We start from the raw sequence: 24,468 nt of genomic DNA on the forward strand, positions 1-24,468 counted from the left end.
TATGGAAAAGGAAGCCTTTTTTCAACAGCTGGATGGACGAACCGATATCAGATACGCAGACAACGGAATGAAAATATTTAGGTTACAATTCCCCCGCGCCCATTTAAGACTGTGCAATGTCAAAACCGGCTTTGGAAGCCGGGATGTCCGCTTACAGTCAGAAACCGGCGACAGGCTGCTGCCATATGGCACAGCGCACTTTTTAGAACACCTCCTCTTTTGGCATAATGGCCGGAATCTGTATAGTGATTTTTTTGAACACGGAGCGCTGTTGAATGCGTTCACTACTTACACTGATACAAATTTCATGTTTACCTCATTGCCGGATCGGCTTAGACAAACCATTCCAATCCTGCTTGACGCTTTATGGAACCACTCGTTTGATGAGCAGATCATTGCTCAGGAAAAAGCCGTGATTACAAGTGAAATAGAAACGGCGCTTCTTAACCACCAGCTTCATTATCATTATCAGCTAATCCAGATGCTGTCTCCTGCCTCACCAGCCGCAGTCTTCCCCGCGGGCAGAAAAAAAGACATTGAGGCTCTAACGGTCTGTGATCTGCAGGAAGCCTATGCGGCCGCCTACCAGCCCCATCAGATGACGCTATTTCTGATCGGCGGCACAGAAGATGCGGAAACTCTTTTGCCTTCTCTGCTCAGGCTGGAAAATCGCTCTGGAAGCCGCTCTGACAGAAAAATCATTCCTGCATGCCCTCCCCTCTCACAAAAAGTCGTAAAGGGTGATGAGGAGCAGCCGGAGGACACTTGGACCGGAATACAAATCGGGGCGCTCCCAGGAGAAAACGGACTTTTGACATTGAAGCTGTACTGGGACATTGCCTCTCGCATCCTGTTTCACATGGATTCGCCGTTTTTTCAAGAGATCCGGCAAACGTACCGCTTGAATATCCAAAGCTTATCAGCGGATGTTCACTTATCAGAGGATGGCGGCTTTTTGATCCTTCACAGTAAAGGGGCACATTCTTCCGCATACATCGATGTGGCATCTTACTATATCACGCAGCAGAAAAACCGTACCGAAGCCTGGCTTGAATACGGCAAGGATTCTTTAGTCAACGCGATCATCTATGACAGTGATTACGTGCGTAAATGCTTTGAATGGGCGGCAGAGTGTGAACAGTATGATTGCTCATTTCTAGGCCTTTACCGCACCATTCAGCAGATGAATGCTCATGATTTCTTGGCTCTCATTGAAGCAATGGTTTCTTCTAACAAAGCAGTCATTCATGTGCCTCAGAAAGAAGTGATGACACAATGAAAAAAAGCACTGTCTTTACTGTGTTATTGCTGTTTGTGGCTATGGCGGCTTATTCCTTCGGCTGGTTTCACTCAGGCGCCGAAGCCGCAGGCCGATATGTACAGCTGATCGAAAGTGACGTTGCCCGCCTTGGGCTGTTGGCTTGTGCCGCTTCAGTACTAATGCTGCCCGCCTATCTGTATCTTCGCTACGTCACGCAAACTGTCAAAAGCATGACAGCAGCTTTTCAAAAACTCACACAGTCTCATCAAAGCTGCTGTGACTTTCAGCATCGCAAGCTGTGCAGCCGTTATGCCAGCGATGTAAAATTGCTGCGCGACAGCTATAGGGGCATCCGACAATCATATGTGATGGCTGCTGTATTATATCAGGTCATCGCTTTCGGCTGCATGTTCGAAATCGTTAAAGCCGTTCCCTTCAGCTTTCACACGCCCGCTGCCGTTACAATGGGGCTAGCGGTGTTACTAATTCTGTATTTATTGTTTTATATGCGAACGTATTTGCTTCAGCTATTCCAGCATGGCAGCCTGTTCAGAAAAGCACTTGTGGGCGTGCTGACAGGAGCCGGGATATGGTGGATGTTCAGTTTTACTATAAGTGAACTGCTGTTTCTGATCATCTTAGCTGCCATCCAGCAGATCGGATCATTTATTTATAAACAATTCTCTTATCGCAGTTCCGCTTCTCTCGACCTGTGAAGTAAGCTACATCGCAATCGCAGACGAACCGGCGCCAACCGGAATGACCGTTACGGCTGTATAATCACTTGTGCGATACACGGTCACTGTGTTGTCGCCGGGCTGTGCCGCGTAAATGTATTGATTGTCGGGTGTGACTGTTAAATCAAAGGCATTAGGAAATGATACGTTTGCAATGATGCTTTGTGTAGCGGTATCAACGACATGTAAATTGTCAATGAGAAACGGTTCACTATAAGTCTCTAAAAAGTAAGCTCTAGTGCTATCCGCAGAAAATACAATCGTCCTCAGGGTGTCAAATAGGCGGTCAAAGTCGCCTCCCCTGCTTAATGGTGACAAACTGATTTCTGTTACACTTTTCGGCCACAGTTCATTATTCATCACGTAAGCAAAATTACCAGCGTAAGGGGTTTGAATTAAGCTTGGATATTCAAATGTATTAATGATACTTGCTACCAACTGGCCTGTATTCACATCATATTGATCAACCGACCATCCACTCGTATTGGCGATATAGACAAACTGTCCATTTGGATCTAGGGCAAAATCTGAGGCACCAGGTACTGGGAAGACATTAATCACCGTTTGGAAAGCCATGTTAATTATATAAATAGAGCCAGCGGCCATCACATACGCGAACTCGTCTGTTGGATCAAATTCAATCTTTCTAGGCCCTCCTCCAACAGTAATGGTATTTATAATCGTTAGTGTTTTGTTATCAATTACTGAGACAAGGTTTGTATTCTCATGAAGGACATACGTGTATGCTTTATCAAAAGTAACGCCTAAATTAGTCGGGACAGCAGAAAATGGAATCGTTTCTACAACAGTGTTTAATTCTGCATCAATAACTGAAACCGTGCTGTCTCCAGTATTGGCAGTAAACACGTAAGAACGTTTCTCCTGCTCCGGCACTAGAATGATTGTTCCCGTTACGGTCAGTGGATTTCCGTAAAAAGGCGGAACAATCACTATATTTTCTACTGTGACTTGGCTCAGATCCGGACAGTCCTCTGCCTGTCCGGAATAATTAACAATTTGATCAATTTCCGCTGTATGAACCTCTGAGATTGCTGCCTCTCCCTGTCCATATTCATTTCGTACGGGTTCAACACTAACCAATAATTCAATCGTTCCTTGAAGGCGAATGCCATAAACAACCCCTGTCTCGGTTATACAAGGTTCACTGATACATGCAAGATTATCAGTATTCCACGTCACGTTCCCAACTGCCTCAGCCGGATCAACAGTAAAATCTAGCGGCACTTCTATAGGGACTTGAAATGGTGCTTCACGGCTATCTTCCCCACAAAAACATAGACAACCTTCCTGATTTATCCCCGCTTTTCCTTTAAGAGAGAATTCATCCTTCTTCATAGCCCTTCACTTCCTTTGAGACATTTTTCAATTTAAATTTTTATATCCCAATGGCCATTGGTCCGCCAACGACGGTAATCACCGTTTCAACAGATAAATTATCAGTTCGATAGACGGTTACTGTGTTTTGCTCTGGCTGCGTGGTATATATAAATTCCTGATCAGATGTGAGCGCGAAATCATTGGTACCAAGAAGATCGGCATCGGCAATCTCTGTATAAGTGGCTGTATCAAACACATAGAGCCGTCCTGGTACAAGCAAATAAGCTCGTGTACTGTCAGATGAAAAGATCATTTTCGGACTTCCAAGGAACAAGTCGCTAAGTAAATCCTTTTCCGCAAACGTATTTAAATCAATCACCCTAACGTAATTCAAGTTCAAATCGTTTGGTTCTCTTGTCGTCACATAAGCAAATTGATTGTTTGGGGCTATCGCCATGTTATTAGGAGAATACAATCCAGTCAGAACTCCTGCGCTCAAACCGGCTTCAAGATCAATTTTATGAATAGATCCGCTTGCATTATCCACTACATAGGCAAACTGTCCAGTTGTATCGATCGCAATACTTGCTGGCAGAACAGCAACATTGTCAATCACACGCTCTACTGATTTTGTTCCTGTATTAATGACATAAATGGAATCAGAAAAATTGGTTAATACATATGCAAATGCACCAGCAGGGTCAAAAGCAATTTGAAACGGTCTGCCCTCAATCGGGATGAATGCAGATGCTCTTAATGTTGTATTATCAATTACAGTTACGAGATCATAGTTATGATGCAGAACATAGGTGTACCGTTTATCAGGTGTAACTCCAAGCTCATATGGTGTATAAGGAACAGAAATGGTTTTTACCACAGTGTGAGTATTCGTATCAATGACTGTTACAGTCTGGTTGCTTTGGTTAGCTGTAAACGCATAAGATCCAAGTTCCGGCTCAGGAACAAGAACCATTGTGCCCGTCACAGTTAAAGAGCTTCCATAAAACGGCGGAACGACGACGAGATTTTCTATGGCAATGTCGCTGAAATCAGGACAATCGTTAGATTCATCCGAATAATTAACGACTTGATCAATTTCTTTCGTGTGAATGACGGATACAGACCCGTTCCCTTGTCCATATTGATTTCGTACAGGTGAGACACTGACAAGAAGCGTGATGGTTCCTTGAAGGCGTATTCCATAGATCACCCCAATATCCTCAGTATCAGGTCCTATCTCTGTTAAGCAGGGCTCACTGACACAGGAAAGATGATCTGTACTCCATGTAACCACAGCGACTGCTTCCGCAGGATCAACGACAAACCCCTCCGGCACTTCTATAGGGACTTGAAATGGCGCTTCACGGCTGACTTCTTCATCACAAAAACAGAAACAATTTTCCTGTAAAACAGAAAGATCATTCTTTTTCATAATTTCACATCCCTTTTAGAAATGAATAGTTGGTTAAATCGCAATGTCACTCGGTGAAACGCCAAGCGATATGACAGTTTCCACAGAATAGTCATCCGTGTTGTAAACAATGATGCTTTGCTCTATAAAACGAGTTGCATACAGAAATTCGCCATTCGGGGTAAACGCAAAATCTCTTGCCGATTGCGGAAGATTTCCTATTACGCCTGCACCACTTGGACTGACGGAATATAGATTGTGAGTGAAACCATCAAACAAATACAATCCTGATCCGCTCTTAAACATTTGATACTCACCCTCATACTCCAGCTCTTGGGTGCTACTGATCGTAAACGTATCTAAATCAATAATCGTCAAATCATTTAAGAAGTGATCTTGCTCTAATACATAGGCATACCGCTCCGGCGGCTTTGTTTCTATAGAATTGACAATAAGCTCTCGTTCAATCGTTCCTGTAACGTCACCGGTAGATAAGTCCACTTTTTGCACTAAACCAAAATCAAGAACATATGCGAACAACCCATTGGGATCAATTGCAATATCATACCCTTCAACAGGAATAGACCTTTCTACAGTTGACGTATCCATTCTGATCACATAAATGGCATTACCGGCGAGAACATATGCGAAATCATGTTCAGGCATAAATTTAATAGTTTCAGGCGGCTGATCCAGCAGAATGGATGCAGTAACAGTCAATGTGTCATAATCGATGACAGAAATCATATTATTGTTAAAATGCAAGACAAACACAGAGCTTTTATCCGGGGTCATCTCAATACCTGTCGGCTCGTACGGAAGAGCAATCGTTGTCACCACGGTATGAGTATTGGTATCAATCACAGAAACCGACTGATCATCTGGATTCGCTGTAAACGCATAAACAGGCTCCGGTCCCGGTACAAGCACAATCGTTCCCGTCACCGATAAAGGACTGCCGTAAAACGGCGGGACGACAACAAGGTTCTCGATCGTGATGTCACTGATATCCGGGCAATCATCCGGTTCATCAGAATAATAGACGACTTGATCGATCTCTGCATTGTGAATGACAGAAACAGCCCCCTCCCCTTGTCCATATTGGTTTCGCACAGGTGAGACACTGACGAGGATCGTAACGGTCCCCTGCAGGCGTACTGCAAATTGAACACCGACCTCATCAGGCTCAGGCCCCGTTTGAATTAAACAGCGTTCACTGACACAGGATAGGCTGTCTGCATTCCACGTGACATTCGCTACCGCTTCAGCCGGATCAACAACAAACCCCTCGGGCACTTCTATCGGCGCTTGAAACATGGCTTCACGGCTGACTTCTTCCTCACAAAAACACAAACAATCTTGTGTGGCTTCTGCTTTTTCTTTAAAGGAAAGCTTGTTTTTCCTCATTTCATCACTTCCTTTTCAGCATACACTGCTCACGCAGATACAACAGAATATGGAAGGTGAATGTGTTTGCTTGTACAAACAGCCGAGGGTAAAAGCTGTTTTTGAAGAAATTCCGGCCACCATGCGGTGTAACGAAAAAAAAATTGCGGTTTTTTTGCGCTTTTGATCTGAATGAAAATGATAAAATATGACATATATAGAATGGTGAAGGGAGGGATTTTCAAAGGTGACAAGTGTCATATCTTCTTCTTCCGTGGGAGAAAAGATTAACGAATGGTACATGTACATACGCCGATTCAGCATACCGGATGCGGAATACTTACGAAGAGAAATCAAACAAGAGCTGGCTCAAATAGAGGAAGACCAGGATCTTCATTTGTATTATTCACTGATGGAATTCCGGCACAATCTGATGCTTGAGTATCTTGAACCGTTAGAAAAAATGCGGATAGAGGAACAGCCGCGACTGTCCGATTTGCTGCTTGAAATTGATAAAAAACAGGCTCGTTTAACCGGAGTCCTTGATTATTACTTTAATTTTTTCAGGGGCATGTACGAACTGGACCAGCGGGAGTACTTGTCTGCTATTAAATTTTTCAAAAAAGCCGAAAGCAAGCTGATTTTTGTAAAGGATCGAATAGAAAAAGCTGAATTTTTCTTTAAAATGTCTGAATCTTATTACTATATGAAACAAACGTATTTTTCCATGGACTATGCACGGCAGGCATATGAAATATACAAAGAGCACACGGCATATAATATTAGATTGCTTCAATGCCATTCTTTGTTTGCTACCAACTTCTTAGATCTAAAGCAATATGAGGACGCCATATCACATTTCAAAAAAGCTTATACAATGGCTGAATCCGAAAAACAGCCCCAATTAATGGGGAGAACGCTGTACAACATTGGGCTTTGCAAAAACAGCCAAGAGCAGTATGAGTCAGCAATCACATATTTCAAAAGAGCCATATCCGTTTTTGAAGAAGCTAACATTCTTCCTTCTCTGCCCCAAGCTTATTTTTTGATTACACAAATTCATTATAAATTAGGAAAAATGGATAAAGCTCATGAATATCATAGTAAAGGAATTGCTTATTCTAAAGAGGCCGGAGATATCATTTACTTATCAGAGTTTGAATTTTTGAAATCTTTATACTTATCTGGCCCGGATGAAGAGGCAATTCAAACATTCTTCGATTTTCTCGAAAGTAAAATGATGTATGCTGATCTTGAAGATTTTGCGCTTGATGTGGCAAAATATTATCATGGACGTGAAAATTTCCAAAAAGCTTCCGCATATTTTCTGAAGGTGGAACGAGTAAGACAGCTTATCCAAGGAGGAGTGAAATTGTATGAAATTGAAGTCTAAAATATTACTCTCTTGTCTGGCCCTAAGCACAGTGTTTGTCGCAACAAGTATTGCAACTGCACCTGCACATCAAATGGAAGTTGCTCAGCGAGGAATGATTTAAGATAAACCGCCTTTATCGGCGGTTTTTTTGTCCCCTCTTTCCCGTCTCCCCATCCATGCTGTCTTATCCCTTGAATAAGATGTTTGCAAAGCATGGGAACAAAAAACATCCAGACAAGAGTCTGGATGTTTCTCTTATTTCACAAACCCAAGCAGCATTTCACGGATGATTTTGCTGGCTGTGTTTGCCGTTTGTTCTGAGTGGTCGTACACCGGTGCGACTTCCACTAAGTCAGCGCCCTTCACATGTACCTCTGAGCGCGCGATTTCATGCACGGATGCAAGCAGTTCTTTAGACGTGATGCCGCCGGCGTCAACAGTTCCTGTTCCCGGTGCGTGTGCAGGGTCTAATACATCAATGTCGATTGTGACATATACCGGACGGCCTGCCAGCTTCGGAAGTACCTCTTTCAGCGGTTCAAGCACTTCAAACTTAGAGATGTGCATGCCGTTTTCCTTTGCCCATTCGAACTCTTCTTTCATGCCGGAACGAATTCCGAATGAATACACATTTTGCGGTCCGATCAATTCTGCCGCTTTGCGGATCGGCGTGGAGTGAGAAAGCGGTTCTCCCTCATAATCAACGCGAAGATCTGTATGTGCGTCAAAATGGATAATCGCCAGGTCTGGGTATTTCTTGTACATCGCTTTAATGACAGGCCATGACACGAGGTGCTCCCCACCCATGCCCATTGGGAATTTCCCTTTTTCTAAAATGCTGTCCACATATTCTTCAATCATATCAAGACTTTTTTGCGGGTTGCCGAATGGCAGCGGAATGTCGCCGGCGTCAAAGAAGTTCAGGTCCGCCAGATCACGGTCCAGATACGGGCTGTATTCTTCAAGGCCGATTGACACTTCGCGGATTCTTCCCGGGCCGAAGCGTGATCCCGGACGATAGCTCACTGTCCAGTCCATCGGCATGCCATAAAGGATGGCGTCCGCCTCTTCCCACTCTGGACGGCTCGCGATAAATACTTTTCCTGAATAAGCTTCATCAAATCTCATCTATAAAACCCTCGCTTTCCTGTAAAAAAGCGCAAGATTCGCTCCTGCGCCATACATTCATTATTTAATCAAGTCACTCACAAATTTCGGCAGAACAAACGCTGCTTTATGAAGATCTTTTGTGTAATATTTCGTGTCAATGTCAAAGAAACGGCTGTCCTCCACTGCAAGCGGATCATATTTTTTCGAACCGATTGTAAATGTCCACAAACCGCTTGGATATGTCGGAATGTTCGCCGTATACAGCTTTGTAATCGGGAAGATTTCCTTCACGTCACGCTGTACATTTGTGATTAATTCCGGTGTGAACCATGGGTTGTCCGTCTGAGCGACGAAAATGCCGTCTTCTTTCAGCGCCTTCGCGATTCCGGCATAGAACCCCTTTGTAAACAGGTTAACAGCAGGTCCGACTGGTTCAGTTGAATCTACCATAATGACGTCATATTGATTTTCAGATTTCGCAATGTGCATAAATCCGTCATCCACTTGCACGTCAACACGCGGATCGTCAAGTTTTCCTGCAATAGAAGGAAGAAACTTTTTAGAGTATTCGATGACCTTGCCGTCAATATCAACAAGTGTCGCTTTTTTCACGCTTGGATGCTTCAGAATTTCTCTGATGACGCCGCCGTCACCGCCGCCGACAACCAGCACATGCTCAGGATTCGGGTGCGTAAACAATGGCACATGCGCCACCATTTCGTGATAAACGAATTCGTCTTTTTCAGATGTCATCACCATGCCGTCCAAAAACAGCATGTTGCCGAACTCTTCTGTTTCCACCATTTCTAAATACTGAAACTCCGTTTGTTCTGTATGTAACGTTTTGTTAACCTTCATCGTAATGCCAAAGTTTTTCGTCTGCTTCTCTGTGTACCAAAGTTCGCTCAATTGTCATCTCCCTTTCGAGGCTGTATTCATTTATTGTAAGCGTCTAATCAGCTTTTATTCTCGGTTGAAATCTCATTTTCACCTAAGGAAAAAGTATAGAGGATGGCGGGGAAAAAGTAAAGATGCGTCCTGTTCTGTGATGTTTAAAAACGATCTTTTTTTCTCATAATAGTAGAAACATAAAAAAAGGGGGAACCATTGTGGATGCAATGACAAATAAACGGCTGAGACTGACGCTGAAAACCGTTCGCGCCTTTATCTTTTTAGGGGCTTTTGCGGCCTTGGCGGCAGCTGCTGTGTTTATGACTGTCATTTTGATAGCCAAATACCAGGGCGCTCCCTCGGTGCAAGTGCCGCAATCCACGATTTTGTATGCGAGTGACGGCTCAAAGCTCGGGGAAACGAATTACGGCGAAAAGCGCTATTGGGTCCCCTTAAAGGACATGAATCCGACGATTGTAAAAGCGACAGTGGCGGTTGAAGACCAGAATTTCTACGATCATCACGGCTTTGATTATAAACGTATGGCGGGTGCGGCGCTTGCTGACCTGAAAGCATTTGCCAAGGTTCAGGGCGCAAGCACCATCACCCAGCAATATGCGAGAAACTTATACCTTGAACACGATAAAACGTGGAAACGGAAATGGAATGAGGCGTTCTACACAATCCGTCTGGAACAGAACTATTCTAAGGACGAGATATTAGAAGGCTATTTAAATACGATTTACTATGGCCACGGCGCCTATGGCATCGAAGCCGCATCCCGCCTCTATTTCGGCAAGCATGCCAAAAACCTGACAGATGCGGAGGCGGCGCTTTTGGCCGGTATTCCGAAAGGCCCTTCCGGCTATTCGCCTTATGTTAATGAAACAAAGGCTAAGGATCGCCAAAAAACAATTGTGCGGATGATGGAAAAGCAGCGGATGATCAGCCGCAAAAAAGCGGACGAGCTGATCAAAGAGCCTCTTTCCTATCAGCCGTTGAATAAACACGCCATCAGCAGAAAAGCGCCTTATTTCTATGATAATGCGATGAGAGATTTGGAAAAAAAACTCGGCATGACGCGGGAGCAAATTGAAACGAGCGGGTTAAATGTGTATACAACTGTGAATAAACGGCTTCAGCGCATTGCCGAGGAAACCATTACCGAAACGGTTAACGCCGGTTCTGATATTCAAGTCGGATTTTCAGCCATTGATCCACGTACAGGACATGTTCTCGCTCAAGTCGGCGGCAGAGATTATCAAAAAAGCCCATTTGACAGGACGACACAGGCGAAACGCCAGCCCGCTTCGACAATCAAACCGTTACTGTATTATAAAGCGATCCAGAGCGGGTTTACGCCAGTGACACTGATGAAAAGCGAAGAAACCGAGTTTCAAATAGACGCAAAGGGAGAAACCTATTCTCCAAGCAACTATAACGGTTATTATGCAAACAAACCGATTACGCTTCTTCAGGCGCTGGCGCTGTCTGACAACATTTACGCTGTGAAGACCCATCTCTTTCTCGGGATGAACAAGCTCGTTCAGGCGGCAAAGGAATTTGGCATCACCGCGCAGCTCCAAGCGCTGCCATCCTTGGCCCTCGGCACAGAACCGGTGCGCCCGATTGAGATGGTCAATGCTTACGCTATGCTTGCAAATGGTGGGAAGCAAATTGAACCGACCTTTATCACGAGGGTAACTGATGCGGCCGGCCATGTACTGTACGAAAGCCCGAATCAGCATAAACAAGTACTGGATGAAAAAGCTGCCTTTGTGACCGCTAATATGATGACAGGCATGTTTGATACCGATTTAAACGGCTATACATCCGTGACAGGACGGACAATCACGGACCGCCTGACTAGAACCTATGCGGGAAAATCAGGCACAACAAGCGCGGACAGCTGGATGATCGGCTTCAATCCGAAGCTGGCTGCGGGTGTATGGACGGGCTATGACAAAAACAGCACCATCGACTCAGTCGAAGAAAAAAACTATGCCAAAACCATTTGGGCGGAGTTTATGGAGGATGCGCTCAAAGGAGAACCCGAAACAGCCTTTAAACCGCCAAAAGGCGTGACCGGCGTCTACATCGATCCGGCAACAGGCTACTCCTCCGGCCCCGGCTGCGCAGCCAAGCATTACACGTATTTTGTGAAAGGCACAGAGCCAGCGAATGTGTGCTACGGTTCAGAGCCTGTCAAACAAACAAAAGACCAGCATCCAGTCAAGGAAAAGCCCGCCTCCCCGAAAAAGTGGTGGGACAAATGGCTGGGACGGAATCAGTAAGAAATAACCCGGCTGCTTAAATGCCGGGTTATTTAGTATGGTTCTTCCATTATCCATGAAAGCAGCGTCACGCAGTCAAGCTGGAGAACCGGTTTCGGGAATCCTTTGGGGATAAAGTGGTCATCTCTCGGCACTTCAAATGATATATACCAGTTACGGTCCGGATCCCATTCTTTTTTCCCTTCTATAATACGTCCGACAATAAAATAGCTGGCCACATAAAGATGACGGTCACCCTCCTGTCCAAATTCATGAATATCGGTACAAACAGACGGCTGAAGACCAAAATCGTCAAACATCTGCGCCTTCTCACGCGGCAGTGTTTTCATTACTTCCCGGTCATTTTCATAAAGAAGACATTCGCACATATCCTCAATATCTTTTGCATACTGCCTTCTCGTTTCCTCCACGTCCGCTTCAATGACCCAATCACCAATCCTCATGGTTTGAAACATGATATCTCTCCTATCTGCAAAAAAAAAATGAAAAACCCCGAGTCTTGGTTCGACTCGGGATTTTCCATGTCCTATTTCTGTATCACCAGTTTACTCAATGTTCACAGAAAATAATTCAAATTTTCTAAATGTTCACAGAAAGTTCACAAACTAATTTTCTTCTTGAAGCAGTCCTTTTTTCAATTCCTCAGAAGAGCGTTCCCACAGGCCTTGGTCATGGTTTTTCAGAAATTCGCCAAGCACTCGCTTCGAGCTGTCATCCATTTGATCAATGATAATGTTCCGTTTCATCGATTTATCCATCAGATTCACATGCTCCGGCAGCGATTTGTAGCCTCTTCTGATGCTTCTGTCGACCGTCATTTCACAGGCTGTTACCCCTGCGTAATAAGGGCCCTCTTCTCTTCTGTCAATCGTCACCCATACAAGCCAGTATGGTTTGCCGTTTGGAACTTCTTCTTTATTAGGAAGAAATTTAATTCCTTTTTCAACGACGCTGCGGGCGTGCATCGCGCCGATGTCAACGAACGCTTCTTTTTCCTCTACATCGACGAATACAGGGGAAATGTTATCGAGACTGAGTGCCCCTACGCCGAATCCGCCGTGTCCGTCTGTCGGATCACTTTTGATAATATTAAACCCGATTGATTTTTTCTTTTTTTCTTCCATGAGTTCTACCTCCTACAAAAGCGGTTGAAATATCGCTGAAAACAGCTGTAAAATCCGGTCTCTTCCGGCATTTAGCAGTGGCCAAAGCACGTAGGATCCGAGCGGTGTCACAAACAGTACCAAAAAGACGATAAAGCCGTAGCTTTCCGCTTGCGTCATCTTGGCACGCGCCCCCGGCGGGACGAGATCTTCAATAATACGATAGCCATCGAGCGGCGGCAGGGGCAGCAGATTAAATAAAAACAGAACGAGGTTCAGCTGTATCCAGATTGAAAAGAACTGATCCAGTCCTGTACTGAATGCCGCAAGCAGTTCCATTCCGTAAGCATGCATCAACACTAACAAAGAGAAACCGATAAACGCAAGAATCAGGTTACTGATCGGCCCGGCAATGGATACGAGTACGCCGGCCAAACGAGGTTTCTTAAAGAAACGGCGATTGACGGGAACAGGGCGAGCCCATCCAAAGCCGGCCACCAGGATCAAAATGGTTCCGAACGGATCAAGGTGTTTGATAGGATTCAGCGTCAGTCTTCCTTCTCTTTTCGCCGTATTGTCACCAAATTTATATGCGACATAGGCGTGAGCGAGCTCATGCATTGTAAACGAAACAATTAAAGTAATGACCAGATATGGCATTAGAGACAACGGATAATATAAAAAACGGTCCAAGTGAAATGATCCCTCTTTCTAAAAATGCAAGAATTTACTTTATTCAGTATACTATAAGAAGCCTCTTTTCCTAAAGGGAGGAAAACGATATAAAGGAGGATTCACACCTATGCCATACGTAACCGTCAAAATGCTTGAAGGCCGTACAGACGAGCAGAAACGCAAACTAGTTGAGAAAGTAACAGAAGCCGTGAAAGAAACGACCGGTGCCTCTGAAGAAAAAATTGTTGTTTTTATAGAAGAAATGAGAAAAGACCATTACGCGGTCGCAGGCAAACGCCTCAGCGATATGGAATAATCTTTTATAAAGCCGGCGCTTCGCAAGCCGGCTTTTTCATCTCTATTTCGTCATTTTTTCAATAATGGCTAAAAACGATGCCTTCTCTTCGGCAGTTAAACGTTCAAACATGCCGTCAATCAGCTGCTGGCGGTTTTGGATCATTTGAAGAGCCGCTGCCTGCCCCGATTCAGAAAGCGTAATCCATACGGTGCGGCGGTCATTGTTATTTCTGGATCTCTCAATAAACCCTTCCTGCTCTAAGTGATTCAGAGCGGTTGTGGTGGCAGAGGGAGACAGTGTGACCTCCTTCAGAATATCCTTTATGGTGCAGCTCCCATGTCTGTATATGATCCGCAGAATAAATCCTCTTACATTATTCACGTGTTTTGGAACAGTGGCTTCATCTAATTGCTTCGTGCTTTTCAAATATTTTGTAAGTGCGTGATCCAGCAAGTTTGCTTCCAGTTTGTCATGGTCCATGTAGATTTCCCCATTTCGAGATGCATTCATAACATACGAACGATATGATTTACTTATTATTTTACTGATACCAGACAGGGAAAGTCAAAAAAGCAAACAGCGAATTCGCAACTTTTCTCCTACATGCTTCGATTTTTCACCTGTTTGACAATATTCTCTTTAAATACCTGAAAAGGAACTTGTTCACTCTTCTGATGTCCGAACTGACGGACGTTCACCGCCTTTTCATTCACTTCCTGATCCCCAAGCACCAGCATATACGGGATTTTCTGCATCTGTGATTCTCTGATTTTGTAGCCAAGCTTTTCATTGCGTTCATCAATATTGGCCCTTATCCCGAGCCGCTTTAGCTCACTCTGCACCTTTTCGCAGTAGTCCATATGAACGTGAGAAACCGGTATAATTTGGACCTGCGTCGGCGCAAGCCAGACTGGGAAAGCTCCGCCAAAATGCTCGATCAAAATGCCGAAGAAACGGTCAATTGAGCCGAATACCGCCCTGTGAATGACGACGGGACGAACCTTTTCATTGTGCTCATTTATATATGTTAGATCGAATTTTTCCGGCATTTGAAAATCAAGCTGAATTGTGGCACATTGGTGGCTCCGTTTCAGAGCGTCTTTAATATGAAAATCGATTTTCGCTCCGTAAAACGCTCCATCCCCTGCGTTTACTTCATAAGGAAGACCCAGGTCCTCAAGGACGTGTTTCAAAGCGTTTTCAGACATAACCCACACGCTGTCTTCACCTGATGAATCCTCCGGGCGAGTGGAAAGCTCAACCGTATACTCAAAACCGAATGTGCGGTATACCTCGTCAATCAGCCGAATGGCTTCTTTGATTTCACTCTCGATTTGATCTTCCCGAACAAAGATATGTGCATCATCCTGGCAGAACGTCCGGACGCGGAGCATTCCGTTTAGAGCACCGCTGTATTCATGGCGGTGCACCTGGCCGAACTCCGCCATACGAATCGGCAGATCCCGATAAGAGTACAGGCTGTTTTTAAAGATGAGCATATGGCCGGGGCAGTTCATCGGCTTCATTGCAAATGCAGTATGATCTACTTCTGAAAAATACATATTGTCGCGATAGTGGTCCCAGTGCCCCGACTGCTCCCATAACCGCTGATTCATCATAAACGGCGTACGCACCTCGGCGTAGCCGGCATTTGTTTGCAGCTCACGCGAAAAGCGTTCCAGCTCATTGCGGACAATCTGCCCTTTTGGCAAATAAAACGGCATTCCCGGGGCTTCTTCCGAGAACATAAACAGCTCTAATTGTTTTCCCAGCTTGCGGTGATCCCGTTTCGCTGCTTCTTCCAGCATATGCAGATGCGCCTCAAGATCTTTTTTCTTTTGAAACGCAACACCGTACACCCGCTGAAGGACTTCATTTTGGCTGTCTCCTCGCCAATAAGCACCTGACACCCGTGTTAATTTGAACGCCTTGATCATTCCTGTTGAAGGAAGATGCGGCCCGCGGCACAGGTCAACAAATTCTCCCTGCTGATACAGCGTAATGTTCTCCCCGCGCGGAATGTCTTTCAAAATTTCCAGCTTATACGGCTCGCCTTTTTCTGCAAAAAGCGCTTCAGCCTCCTCGTAAGAAACCTCTATTCGCTTGATATCCATATTTTCGTTTATCAAATGCTTCATCTCTTTTTCGATGGCCTCTACATCTCCGGAAGTCAGGCTCCGATCAAGCTTCATATCATAATAAAATCCATCTTCAATGACAGGCCCTATTCCCAAGGACACATCGCCGTACAGCCGTTTCACTGCCTGAGCCAGCACATGCGCTGATGTATGGCGAAGCACCTGTAAGCCTTCTGGAGAATCCAGTGTGATAATTGTAAGCTCAGCATCTTCCTCCAGCTTAAAGCTGACATCAACGAGCCGGCCATTAACCTGTCCCGCTGCTGCTTTCTTTTCCAGACTGGAGCTGATGGACGCAGCCACCTCTTTGACTGTAGTGCCTTTCGGATATTCCTTTACCTGTCCGTCCGGAAGCTGAATCCTCACATGTTTACTCATTTCAAACACTCCTTATTAATTGTTGTATATAAAAAAACACACCCGTCCCTCTGTAAGGGACGAGTGTGTGATTAACCCGTGGTTCCACCCAAGTTCCCAACGAACATAAATGTTCATCGGCTCGGTGCTGTAACGCAGCATAAACGGCATTGGATACTGGTTGTTCCCCAATGCTGCTCCAAGGCGGTAAATGATATTCCTAAGCTGGGAAGCTCGCACCTTTCCCTCCCTCTCTGAAAACCGTAAATAACATTCATGTCCTTTTCATCGCATTTCTATATTTATATAAAAAAACACACCCATCCCTCTGTAAGGGACGAGTGTGTGATTAAACCCGTGGTTCCACCCAAGTTCCCAACGAACGTTCATGTTCATCGGCTCGGTGCTGTAACGCAGCATAAACGGCATTGGATACTGACTGTTCCCCAACGCTGCTCCAAGGCGGTAAATGATATTCCTAAGCTGGGAAGCTCGCACCTTTTCTTCCCTCTCTGAAAACCGTAAATATCATTCATGTCCTTTTCATCGCATTTATTGACTCATATAAAAAAACACATCCATCCCTCGCAAGGGACGAATGTGTTAATATTCGTGGTTCCACCCAAATTCCCAACAAACATACATGTTCGTCGGCTCGGTGCTGTAACGCAGCATGACGGTATCAGATACTTGATTTCCCCGATACGGCTCAAAGGCGGTAAGCTGCTTTCTCTGCGTTAGGAAGATTTCAGCTAGTCCTTCCCTCTCTGGAAACCGTAAAAAGCATCTCATGTCCTTATCAGTGCCTGTTTCAATAATTTCATATATCTTACTATAAATTCCTTGAAAAGACAATGGACGATTTTAAGATGATGCAGAAGCGGACGTTTCTTTATGAAAAGTCAGAAACCGCCACACAAGGAATGCGGCAAGACTGTATGCCGCGCCCATCATCAAAAATGTAAACCCAGCTCCTGCGTACCAAGTGGCGGACAGATGAATGACCACTCCGGAAACCGCTACGCCAACCAATGCCCCGATTTGCCGGTTGGCATTTAAAGCTGCTCCTGCGATATTTGCATGCTCCTGTCCCGCTGTCTTCATAATCATAGCCGTCATAGCAGGAACCGTAATGCCAACACCAAGATTCATGACAGATGTCAGAACCGCAAGCTGCCAGTAAGGCAAATCCGGAGAAACCATGACAAATAACAGCAAGGCCATGATGCAGCTGACAGCCATTGAAACAAACATAAGAAGCCCCGCTTCAAAACGGTTCGCCAGCCGGGCAAACAGCAGATTGCCGACCACAAAGACTGCCATCATCGGCAATAGTTCAACTCCCGCTAAAAAGGAACTTGCGCCTCTTGCTTCCTGCAAAAATAGACTCAGCATAAACATGCCGCCGAAAAGAGCAAAATTCAGCAAAAACCCAACGAACTGCGCTGCCGAGAAACGTCCGTTTCTATATAATGACGCAGGCAGAATAGATGTTGCCGAAAAAATCTCTCTCAGAATAAAAAGCACACACGCCAAAACGGCCGCCGCGAAAGCACCGAGAATGGAGGGCGAACTCCAGCCTATTGAAGTGCCCTGTATCAGCGCAAATGAAAGAAATCCGAGAGTCGCCATTCCAAGCAAATGCCCTGTGATATTCACCCGGCTTCCTTTTCCCGGAAAACTGCTGAGCGTTCGATAGGCGCAAATAAGCGTCGCAACCCCTAATGGCACATTGATCAGAAAAATACTCTGCCACCCTGCCGCATTCACCAGAACACCGCCGATAAAAGGCCCCAGTCCGGAGGCGGCAGAGACGAGAGCAGCCCACAAGCCAAACATTTTGGCCCGCACCCGTTCATCGGGGTAAGAGGCAGCCAAAAGGCTGAGTGAACTCGGCATAAACAAAGCCGCGCCAAGTCCCTGCAATAGACGGCCTGCGATCAGCATTTGGCCATTTGCTGCTACAGCACATAGACAAGAGGCAAGAACAAAAACGGCCAAACCCAGCATATAAATGGTCTTTGAGCCGTAACGATCAGCCAGCGCGCCGCCGGCAAGCAGAAGCGAAGCAAATGTAAGCATGTACCCGTCTACACCCCACGTCATACCTGAAAGTGAAAGGGAAAGAGCGTTTTTCATATCAGCAATAGCAACATTCACCACGGTCACATCAAGCGTAGCCATGAGAAAACCGAGAGCGAGCACGATTAATACTGAGATGCCTGTTGATCCTGATTGATGTAAAGGCCCGCTGTTGTTCATTGCCATTGCCCTTTCAGCTGATGATGTACCCAATTATCGATTTTTTTGAGGTCATAACACTCCCCGATTCTGTTCATGACACCCTGCAAGGTTTCCTCCTTCATGAGCGAAGCCCATTTATCCTCAATGTCCCCCATTACCGTTTCCAGCACACAGTGATCTCCGCTCTCAAATACAGATGGCAAAAGGCCTTTCCCTTGATACATGGAACCTCTTCCTTCAACAGCTTGATAGACATCATAGAGGGTAATATCCGTCAAAGGCTTCGTTATCGTAAAGCCACCCTTCGTTCCTGGTATAGATTCTGCCAATCCAGCCTGCACCAAAGTTCTCATCAGCTTCTTCAGATAAGACGGAGACATGTGCAAGCGCTGGCTGATCGCCTCTGATGTTAAAGAGGCCTGCACGGGCAGCCGTGACAGTAACAGCAGTACAGAAACTCCCTGCTCCATTCCCGATTTCATTTTCATTATGCTCACTCCCACCTTATTATGGATAACTATTATCCACAATAGATCCCTTAGCAGGATTTGTCAATAAAAAAAGCAAAAGAAACGATTCGTTTCTTTTGCTTGGTATGGTTAACACATCTGCTTCAGCTCTTCTATGTATTGAAGCGCTTCGTCATATTCTTCATTGGTATACTTTTGCTTGCTTTTGATTGTAAATACTTTTTCTTTCTTTTCCTCAGCCTCAAGCCCGTCAAAGTATAGAATCGTGGAGACCAGCTCTAAAAACCGGGATGAACGGCTGTTTACACTGTCAATATAGCGCTTGATATCAGGCATATCAAGATCGGCGTGGTCTAAAAACGCGGAGCCCGTCTCTGTCAGCGAATAACGGTATTGAAAGTAGCCGCCCTTTTTTTCCTTTACCTCATGCAGGAATCCAAGGTTGCACAGCTCTTCAATTTGGAGCGTCAGTTCCTCCGAATACGGCCCGTAAAAGTGAAAATCATATTTCTCATAGAAAGGAAACTGCATTTTCTTCGCAATATAAATCATTTTTTGCAGCTTCTTTCGCCCGATGATTTCTCCAGAATCCGAGAACACCTTCATCAGTTTTGCATGTTCTTTCAACAAATTCCCGACATCTCCTTTTTCCTTCTTTACCAATTTCTATGTCAGTCCCAGCAGCTGCCGGATTTTCATTTTCGCTTCCGGGTGTTCAGAGCCGTCAAAAATCAGGTCCTTCGGATAGTACAGCTTGTGGTCCGTCCGCCGCTTCCCGGAGATGGATTCCACAATAGCCGACTGTCTGGACAGCTCTTTAATTTGACCGTTTTGCGTCAAGAGGTGGATCGGCAAACGCTCCTCTTCCTCTCCTGGACGGTAAAAGTCATATGGCAGATCTGAAGAAGAATCCACGACCAAATAATAGCTCGGATCGATTCCAGCCTCTTTGAATAATGAGGTCAGCTCAAAATAGGCCGACATCTCTTCGTTCGGATTAAATTCAACGTATTGGAACAGCTGGCGGTTAATGAATCTGCGGCACAAATCGGATAAAATCGGGTCTTCTTCATCCTCCCAGGCCTGGAAGTAATACAAAATAATAGATTCATCCAGCTTCAAATAATCCTCCAGCGTCAGTTTCCCTTCAAAAATAGAATAGAAATGAACCGGAGCATGAGTGAACACATAGCCTTCATCATGGAGCTGCTTCGCTCTGTGGAGAATTTTCGTTAAAATAACCTCCGCGCTTCTCGTCACAGGGTGGAAATAGACCTGCCAGTACATTTGGTAGCGGCTCATGATATAGTCTTCTACAGCGTGCATTCCGCTTTGTTTAATGACGATCTGATCCTCACGCGGGCGCATTACCCGGAGAATCCGCTCCATGTCAAAATGGCCGTAGCTGACGCCTGTATAGTAAGCGTCGCGCTGCAGATAATCCATGCGGTCCGCGTCAATCTGACTCGAAATCAGGCTGACCACTTGTTTGTTTTTATATGTTTTGGCAATGACTTCAGCAACATCCTGCGGGAAACGCGGGCTCACCTTTCTGAGCACCTGGTTAACCTCTGTGTCTCCCAAAATGATATCTCTTGTAAAATCTTCGTGGTCAAGATGAAAGACTTTCTCAAATGAATGCGAGAACGGCCCGTGCCCGAGATCATGAAGCAGCGCTGCGGACAAACAGAGTTCGCGCTCACTGTCATCCCATTCAGGACGGCCTTTAAAGACATCATCAACCATTCTCCTGACAATTTCGTAGACACCGAGAGAATGATTGAACCGGCTGTGCTCAGCGCCATGGAACGTCAAATACGTCGTGCCGAGCTGCTTGATTCTGCGGAGACGCTGAAATTCGCGGGTTCCGATCAGATCCCATATCAGCTTGTCCCGTACATGAACATAGCGGTGCACCGGATCTTTAAACACTTTTTCTTCTGATAATTTTCCATTTGGATACGCCATCGTCATTCCCTCTTTTTTTTAGCCGTGTTTCTATTATATCGACTCTATTCTTTGAAAACATCCTTGAATTTGTCCGGCGATTTGTTCCATCTTTCCGAAAAACACATCATGTGAAGCAAAAAAGCCTGACCAGAGGGCCGAGGCTATGAAAAAATATGTTTTACTTTTTTAATTTCTTTTTTACTTTGTCAATCAGCTCATCCTCTGTCGGAGCTGACAGCGGGCGATTGTTCACAAAAGCAAACGATTTTTTCCGTCCGGGCCCGCAATAAGATTGACACCCTATCTCAACCTTTGCATCCGGGTCTACTTCTTTTAACCGCGGCAGCAATGTTTTGATATTAGTGGCTTGGCAATCATCACACACTCGAAATTCATTAGCCATGACGTACGCTTCCCTTCATTTCTATGTTCATCTATGTTTTAAACCTAAAATCGCTTTATCAAAAAAATCACATCGCTCTTCATTGTACAAGGATTCGACTGTTCCTGCAAGCCGCTCCAGCCTCCGTATCTCCTATTCTTTCAGCCAACTTGTATAAATATTTTCCATTCTGGACATTCTAATATCATGAAAAGAAAAATGGGAGTTGAGATAAATGACAAAACAGCGACAGGACGCTTGGTCAGAAGAAAATGATTTGCTTTTAGCCGAAACTGTGCTTCGGCATGTAAGAGAAGGCAGCACTCAGCTGAATGCCTTTGAAGAGGTCGGCGATAAATTAAATCGGACGTCCGCAGCCTGCGGATTCAGATGGAACGCGGTAGTGCGCCATCAATATGAAAAAGCGCTTCAGCTTGCAAAAAAGCAGCGAAAACAGCGCATGAGAGCTCTCGGAAACGGGCAGCCTGCGAAGAAAAGACTGTTATATCAGCCTCCTGCTGTTGATCATGAAACAATTCAAGAAACTGCAGTGCAGGAGGAGCAGGTAAAGCCTGAAACCCCGACTGCCGAAAATGAGAAGCAGGCTTTGATGTCAGGCGAGCACATGCCTTTTGTGGATGAAAGCTTTAAGGAAGAGTTAGCTAGTCTATCACACTTATTGTCTCCTCAAACGTCTGCGCCTGATATGACGATGGGTGATGTCATCAGATTCCTGCAGAATTACGAAGGCAATCATGAGCAATCCTCAGCTTTAAAAATGGAAAATGAGCGTTTAAAGAAAGAAAATCAAGAATTACAAAGCAAAATAGAACAGCTGGAAGCAGACGTTCAAAAACTTGAAAAAGATCAAAAAACGATCCAAGAAGATTATGAAACCTTGGTAAAAATCATGAATAGAGCAAGAAAACTAGTTTTATTTGAAGAAGACGAACATGCCTCTCCGTCCTTCAAAATGGACCGGAACGGAAATTTAGAAAAAATGGCGGAATAGCTTAAAAAAATCCCAAGACGATGTCATGTTTTGGGATTTTGCCATAAAAAAATCCCCTTTTCCTTTTGGAAAAGAGGATTTTCTGTTTTTGCGGCGGCTCCGTTCGTCTTGTAAAATGAGCACAAGCTTATGCTAATCTATTAAGACACATGAGCCGCATCAGCTGTCTTTTGCTTGCGAGGCGCTCCTGAAATGACCAGAAGTCCTAACATCATCAGCACGATGCCGAGCCATGAGGAAAGAGAAAGCATTTCACCTATGAAAAACACGCCCAGCAATGAGGCGGTCAGCGGCTCAGCCAAGGACAGTGTAACTGCTGCCGAAGCCGGAACCCCGGTGAGCCCTTTTGCAAACAAAAAGTAGGCCGCGCATGTCGCAATTAACCCGATGTAAAGGCTCGTTCCCCATCCTTTTGGGGTCAGCATCCAAGAGAGATCTGACTGCCACAGTAGCGGCGTCAGCAATATGGCGCTGAGCATGAAGACAACAGCTGAGGTCGCTCTCGGCGGCTGTGTTTTCATCATTGATTTACTGATCAAGGTATAACCCGCAAAAGAAGCACCCGCTCCAATCGCCATGAGAACCCCTGACACATCAACACGAACATTGGAGCCGCCTGAAAACAGGAGCCAGCATCCCGCCAAAGCAAATACAGTTGCAATCCACCAGGAATTTCGCGGCCGTTTTTTTAAAACGGCCCACTCTAAGCTCCCGGCAATAATAGGCGCACTGCCGATGGCAATCACTGTCCCGACCGCAATCCCTGTTTCTTTTACGGCGGTGAAAAAAAGCGGCTGATAACAGGCCATACAAATCGCTGCTAAAATCACGGGGGGCCATGACCAATTTTTTACGTGAAGCTCACGGCTGATCCAGACCACAAGAAGCATGGCGCTGCCTCCTATCAATAATCTGACCGCTCCAAATGCCAGCGGAGTGGCGCTTTCTGGAGCCAGCGCCTGAACGGTGCCGGTTGTTCCCCAGAAAAAAGCCGCGACCAGCACAAACAAGCTGTAAACATTACCTTTCATTTGCCTCTCCCCTTTGTATGCAGATGCTGCTGTTATTTTATCGCTTTTTTTGCAGTAATTGTTTTCTGTTTATAAGAAAGATTTATCTAAAGACAAGATGATAGCGAAAAAAAAAGCATGCCAGCCGTATCAGCTGACATGCAAGTGACGTTTATCCAAACACCTTTTCATTCCGTTCTGTCATCCGGACAAGGTTTTTCTCAAATTCCAATTCCTCGTCAATGGACAGTCCGGCTGAGTAGAGGTGGGTGCTTAACGCTTTTAATTCCGTAAGCAAAGCGAGCATTAAATCCTGTACGGAGATATCGGTATGCAGAAGCTCACTTAACGATGCCATGGTTTCCGGATGTATATCCGGGTAGATGCCTTTTTTGTCGTTCTGTTTATCCTTCAGAGCGGCTTGATAGAATCGTCTGATCAGATCCGCCCTGTCGCTGCCGCTTTTATCTGCACAGAGATAAATTTGAACGGCTGCCCCGCCGCGAAGACGTCGTTGAGAAATGCCGGCGAACTTTTTGCCGTCAATGCTGAGATCATAGCTGCCTGGACAATAGGAGCCCTCAATTTCATAGGCTTCAATCTCTGCACCATACGGCTTGAGCATCCGTTTCATCAGTTCAACCATTGCTTCGTATCCTCTGTCTATATCGATGCCCTTCTTTTGGTCCTCGAATATGAGAGAAATATTTAAAACGCCTTCATCCAAAACAACAGCCAGACCGCCGGAATTGCGTACGATGACGCGGTATCCCTCATTTTCCAGCAGGGCAATGCCGTCCTGCAAAAACGGGAGGCGCGTATCCTGAATACCAAGGACAATCGTGTCGTGGTGCACCCAAGAGCGTGCTGTCGCCGGCGACACGCCCTTTCCTACAGACGCGCACAGCGTATCATCCATAGCAAAGGATTGCTTCGCATCAAATAAAGGGCCGAGACTGGATTGGTCAATAACTCTCCATGTCGGCTGCATCAGTAAATCAATCGGTTGGTTTGCCATCTATGTAA

General features: G+C 45.3%; 24 protein-coding genes and 3 other annotated features. Of the genes, 7 read left to right on the forward strand and 17 right to left on the reverse strand.

Going from position 1 to position 24,468, the window contains the following annotated elements; translation table 11 throughout:
* Nucleotide 1: 1 nt before the first annotated feature.
* Nucleotides 2–1,279 (forward strand): M16 family metallopeptidase, encoded by a 1,278-nt coding sequence (locus V6D42_RS12930; RefSeq protein WP_333513471.1) that lies wholly within the window; start codon nt 2–4, stop codon nt 1,277–1,279.
* Nucleotides 1,276–1,977: a bacteriocin biosynthesis protein AlbG gene (locus V6D42_RS12935; RefSeq protein WP_333513472.1), complete on the forward strand. Its 702-nt coding sequence runs from the start codon at nt 1,276–1,278 to the stop codon at nt 1,975–1,977. The genes V6D42_RS12930 and V6D42_RS12935 overlap by 4 nt, the downstream gene beginning before the upstream one ends.
* A gap of 6 nt (nt 1,978–1,983) precedes the next feature.
* Here V6D42_RS12935 and V6D42_RS12940 read toward each other — a convergent pair whose 3' ends face one another.
* The 3 genes from V6D42_RS12940 to V6D42_RS12950 are packed head-to-tail and all read right to left on the reverse strand — an operon-like array spanning nt 1,984 to nt 6,154.
* Nucleotides 1,984–3,354 carry a YncE family protein gene (locus V6D42_RS12940; protein WP_333513473.1) on the reverse strand — a complete coding sequence of 457 codons (1,371 nt, stop codon included), beginning with the start codon at nt 3,352–3,354 and terminating at the stop codon, nt 1,984–1,986.
* A 40-nt stretch (nt 3,355–3,394) separates the two neighbouring features.
* On the reverse strand, nt 3,395–4,768 hold the full coding sequence (locus V6D42_RS12945; RefSeq protein ID WP_333513474.1) for a YncE family protein: 1,374 nt from the start codon (nt 4,766–4,768) through the stop codon (nt 3,395–3,397).
* 33 nt (nt 4,769–4,801) lie between these two features.
* Nucleotides 4,802–6,154, reverse strand: a complete 1,353-nt coding sequence (locus V6D42_RS12950; protein WP_333513475.1) for a YncE family protein — start codon at nt 6,152–6,154, stop codon at nt 4,802–4,804.
* Nucleotides 6,155–6,380: 226 nt separating this feature from the next.
* Here V6D42_RS12950 and V6D42_RS12955 point away from each other — a divergent pair, with 226 nt between their 5' ends.
* A complete protein-coding gene (locus tag V6D42_RS12955; protein ID WP_333513476.1) occupies nt 6,381–7,526 on the forward strand; it encodes a response regulator aspartate phosphatase in 1,146 nt (381 codons plus the stop codon).
* Nucleotides 7,510–7,629, forward strand: a complete 120-nt coding sequence (locus tag V6D42_RS12960) for a PhrC/PhrF family phosphatase-inhibitory pheromone (RefSeq protein WP_010332289.1) — start codon at nt 7,510–7,512, stop codon at nt 7,627–7,629. The genes V6D42_RS12955 and V6D42_RS12960 overlap by 17 nt, the downstream gene beginning before the upstream one ends.
* Nucleotides 7,630–7,763: 134 nt before the next feature.
* Here V6D42_RS12960 and speB read toward each other — a convergent pair whose 3' ends face one another.
* Together speB and speE are read right to left on the reverse strand one after the other, a co-directional pair.
* Nucleotides 7,764–8,636 carry an agmatinase gene (gene speB / locus V6D42_RS12965; RefSeq protein WP_010332291.1) on the reverse strand — a complete coding sequence of 291 codons (873 nt, stop codon included), beginning with the start codon at nt 8,634–8,636 and terminating at the stop codon, nt 7,764–7,766.
* A 60-nt stretch (nt 8,637–8,696) separates the two neighbouring features.
* Complete coding sequence (gene speE, locus V6D42_RS12970) at nt 8,697–9,527, reverse strand: spermidine synthase (protein WP_333513477.1); 831 nt, start codon at nt 9,525–9,527, stop codon at nt 8,697–8,699.
* Between the two features lie 200 nt (nt 9,528–9,727).
* On the opposite strand from speE, the gene V6D42_RS12975 reads away from it, so the two are divergent.
* A complete protein-coding gene (locus tag V6D42_RS12975; RefSeq protein ID WP_333513478.1) occupies nt 9,728–11,803 on the forward strand; it encodes a transglycosylase domain-containing protein in 2,076 nt (691 codons plus the stop codon).
* Nucleotides 11,804–11,835: 32 nt separating this feature from the next.
* Here the strand turns inward: V6D42_RS12975 and V6D42_RS12980 are convergent, their stop codons facing one another.
* The 3 genes from V6D42_RS12980 to V6D42_RS12990 form a co-directional block, all read right to left on the reverse strand.
* Complete coding sequence (locus V6D42_RS12980) at nt 11,836–12,258, reverse strand: hypothetical protein (protein WP_333513479.1); 423 nt, start codon at nt 12,256–12,258, stop codon at nt 11,836–11,838.
* 150 nt (nt 12,259–12,408) lie between these two features.
* Nucleotides 12,409–12,927, reverse strand: coding sequence for a YwhD family protein (locus V6D42_RS12985; RefSeq protein ID WP_333513480.1), 519 nt, complete (start codon nt 12,925–12,927; stop codon nt 12,409–12,411).
* Nucleotides 12,928–12,939: 12 nt separating this feature from the next.
* Nucleotides 12,940–13,599 carry a site-2 protease family protein gene (locus tag V6D42_RS12990; RefSeq protein ID WP_010332296.1) on the reverse strand — a complete coding sequence of 220 codons (660 nt, stop codon included), beginning with the start codon at nt 13,597–13,599 and terminating at the stop codon, nt 12,940–12,942.
* A gap of 109 nt (nt 13,600–13,708) precedes the next feature.
* Here V6D42_RS12990 and V6D42_RS12995 point away from each other — a divergent pair, with 109 nt between their 5' ends.
* Nucleotides 13,709–13,897: a 2-hydroxymuconate tautomerase gene (locus V6D42_RS12995; protein ID WP_333513481.1), complete on the forward strand. Its 189-nt coding sequence runs from the start codon at nt 13,709–13,711 to the stop codon at nt 13,895–13,897.
* A gap of 42 nt (nt 13,898–13,939) precedes the next feature.
* Here V6D42_RS12995 and V6D42_RS13000 read toward each other — a convergent pair whose 3' ends face one another.
* The 7 genes from V6D42_RS13000 to V6D42_RS13035 all read right to left on the reverse strand — a co-directional run bounded on the left by V6D42_RS13000 (nt 13,940) and on the right by V6D42_RS13035 (nt 21,441).
* Entirely contained in the window at nt 13,940–14,359 is a 420-nt protein-coding gene (locus V6D42_RS13000; protein WP_010332297.1) for a MarR family transcriptional regulator, read from the reverse strand.
* 119 nt (nt 14,360–14,478) lie between these two features.
* Nucleotides 14,479–16,395 carry a threonine--tRNA ligase gene (gene thrS, locus V6D42_RS13005; protein WP_333513482.1) on the reverse strand — a complete coding sequence of 639 codons (1,917 nt, stop codon included), beginning with the start codon at nt 16,393–16,395 and terminating at the stop codon, nt 14,479–14,481.
* A gap of 52 nt (nt 16,396–16,447) precedes the next feature.
* Nucleotides 16,448–16,672: a binding site (T-box leader), on the reverse strand.
* 32 nt (nt 16,673–16,704) lie between these two features.
* Nucleotides 16,705–16,930: a binding site (T-box leader), on the reverse strand.
* A gap of 31 nt (nt 16,931–16,961) precedes the next feature.
* Nucleotides 16,962–17,186, reverse strand: a binding site (T-box leader).
* Between the two features lie 52 nt (nt 17,187–17,238).
* Nucleotides 17,239–18,636, reverse strand: coding sequence for an MFS transporter (locus V6D42_RS13015; RefSeq protein WP_333513483.1), 1,398 nt, complete (start codon nt 18,634–18,636; stop codon nt 17,239–17,241).
* Complete coding sequence (locus tag V6D42_RS13020) at nt 18,633–19,106, reverse strand: Rrf2 family transcriptional regulator (RefSeq protein WP_333513484.1); 474 nt, start codon at nt 19,104–19,106, stop codon at nt 18,633–18,635. Before V6D42_RS13020 ends, V6D42_RS13015 begins: the two co-directional genes overlap by 4 nt.
* 111 nt (nt 19,107–19,217) lie before the next feature.
* Nucleotides 19,218–19,718 carry a YwgA family protein gene (locus V6D42_RS13025; protein WP_168749014.1) on the reverse strand — a complete coding sequence of 167 codons (501 nt, stop codon included), beginning with the start codon at nt 19,716–19,718 and terminating at the stop codon, nt 19,218–19,220.
* 36 nt (nt 19,719–19,754) lie between these two features.
* Nucleotides 19,755–21,056, reverse strand: coding sequence for an HD domain-containing protein (locus V6D42_RS13030; protein ID WP_333513485.1), 1,302 nt, complete (start codon nt 21,054–21,056; stop codon nt 19,755–19,757).
* A gap of 160 nt (nt 21,057–21,216) precedes the next feature.
* Nucleotides 21,217–21,441: a DUF1450 domain-containing protein gene (locus V6D42_RS13035; RefSeq protein ID WP_010332302.1), complete on the reverse strand. Its 225-nt coding sequence runs from the start codon at nt 21,439–21,441 to the stop codon at nt 21,217–21,219.
* 214 nt (nt 21,442–21,655) lie between these two features.
* Between V6D42_RS13035 and V6D42_RS13040 the strand changes: the two genes are divergently transcribed.
* A complete protein-coding gene (locus tag V6D42_RS13040) occupies nt 21,656–22,432 on the forward strand; it encodes an RsfA family transcriptional regulator (protein WP_333513486.1) in 777 nt (258 codons plus the stop codon).
* Nucleotides 22,433–22,572: 140 nt separating this feature from the next.
* On the opposite strand, the gene V6D42_RS13045 is transcribed toward V6D42_RS13040, so the two are convergent.
* A complete protein-coding gene (locus V6D42_RS13045; protein ID WP_326191478.1) occupies nt 22,573–23,463 on the reverse strand; it encodes a carboxylate/amino acid/amine transporter in 891 nt (296 codons plus the stop codon).
* Between the two features lie 151 nt (nt 23,464–23,614).
* On the reverse strand, nt 23,615–24,460 hold the full coding sequence (locus tag V6D42_RS13050) for a lipoate--protein ligase family protein (RefSeq protein WP_333513487.1): 846 nt from the start codon (nt 24,458–24,460) through the stop codon (nt 23,615–23,617).
* Between the last annotated feature and the right edge of the window lie 8 nt (nt 24,461–24,468).

The sequence above is a fragment of the Bacillus sp. 0909A genome (assembly GCF_036765115.1).
Lineage (GTDB): Bacteria > Bacillota > Bacilli > Bacillales > Bacillaceae > Bacillus > Bacillus mojavensis.

Coding starts and splice junctions, on each gene's coding strand:
- V6D42_RS12930 (WP_333513471.1), top strand. CDS start 2: ATGGAAAAGGAAGCCTTTTTTCAACAGCTGGATGGACGAACCGATATC.
- V6D42_RS12935 (WP_333513472.1), top strand. CDS start 1,276: ATGAAAAAAAGCACTGTCTTTACTGTGTTATTGCTGTTTGTGGCTATG.
- V6D42_RS12940 (WP_333513473.1), bottom strand. CDS start 3,354: ATGAAGAAGGATGAATTCTCTCTTAAAGGAAAAGCGGGGATAAATCAG.
- V6D42_RS12945 (WP_333513474.1), bottom strand. CDS start 4,768: ATGAAAAAGAATGATCTTTCTGTTTTACAGGAAAATTGTTTCTGTTTT.
- V6D42_RS12950 (WP_333513475.1), bottom strand. CDS start 6,154: ATGAGGAAAAACAAGCTTTCCTTTAAAGAAAAAGCAGAAGCCACACAA.
- V6D42_RS12960 (WP_010332289.1), top strand. CDS start 7,510: ATGAAATTGAAGTCTAAAATATTACTCTCTTGTCTGGCCCTAAGCACA.
- speB (WP_010332291.1), bottom strand. CDS start 8,636: ATGAGATTTGATGAAGCTTATTCAGGAAAAGTATTTATCGCGAGCCGT.
- V6D42_RS12980 (WP_333513479.1), bottom strand. CDS start 12,258: ATGTTTCAAACCATGAGGATTGGTGATTGGGTCATTGAAGCGGACGTG.
- V6D42_RS12985 (WP_333513480.1), bottom strand. CDS start 12,927: ATGGAAGAAAAAAAGAAAAAATCAATCGGGTTTAATATTATCAAAAGT.
- V6D42_RS12995 (WP_333513481.1), top strand. CDS start 13,709: ATGCCATACGTAACCGTCAAAATGCTTGAAGGCCGTACAGACGAGCAG.
- V6D42_RS13000 (WP_010332297.1), bottom strand. CDS start 14,359: ATGGACCATGACAAACTGGAAGCAAACTTGCTGGATCACGCACTTACA.
- thrS (WP_333513482.1), bottom strand. CDS start 16,395: ATGAGTAAACATGTGAGGATTCAGCTTCCGGACGGACAGGTAAAGGAA.
- V6D42_RS13015 (WP_333513483.1), bottom strand. CDS start 18,636: ATGAACAACAGCGGGCCTTTACATCAATCAGGATCAACAGGCATCTCA.
- V6D42_RS13020 (WP_333513484.1), bottom strand. CDS start 19,106: ATGAAAATGAAATCGGGAATGGAGCAGGGAGTTTCTGTACTGCTGTTA.
- V6D42_RS13030 (WP_333513485.1), bottom strand. CDS start 21,056: ATGGCGTATCCAAATGGAAAATTATCAGAAGAAAAAGTGTTTAAAGAT.
- V6D42_RS13035 (WP_010332302.1), bottom strand. CDS start 21,441: ATGGCTAATGAATTTCGAGTGTGTGATGATTGCCAAGCCACTAATATC.
- V6D42_RS13040 (WP_333513486.1), top strand. CDS start 21,656: ATGACAAAACAGCGACAGGACGCTTGGTCAGAAGAAAATGATTTGCTT.
- V6D42_RS13045 (WP_326191478.1), bottom strand. CDS start 23,463: ATGAAAGGTAATGTTTACAGCTTGTTTGTGCTGGTCGCGGCTTTTTTC.
- V6D42_RS13050 (WP_333513487.1), bottom strand. CDS start 24,460: ATGGCAAACCAACCGATTGATTTACTGATGCAGCCGACATGGAGAGTT.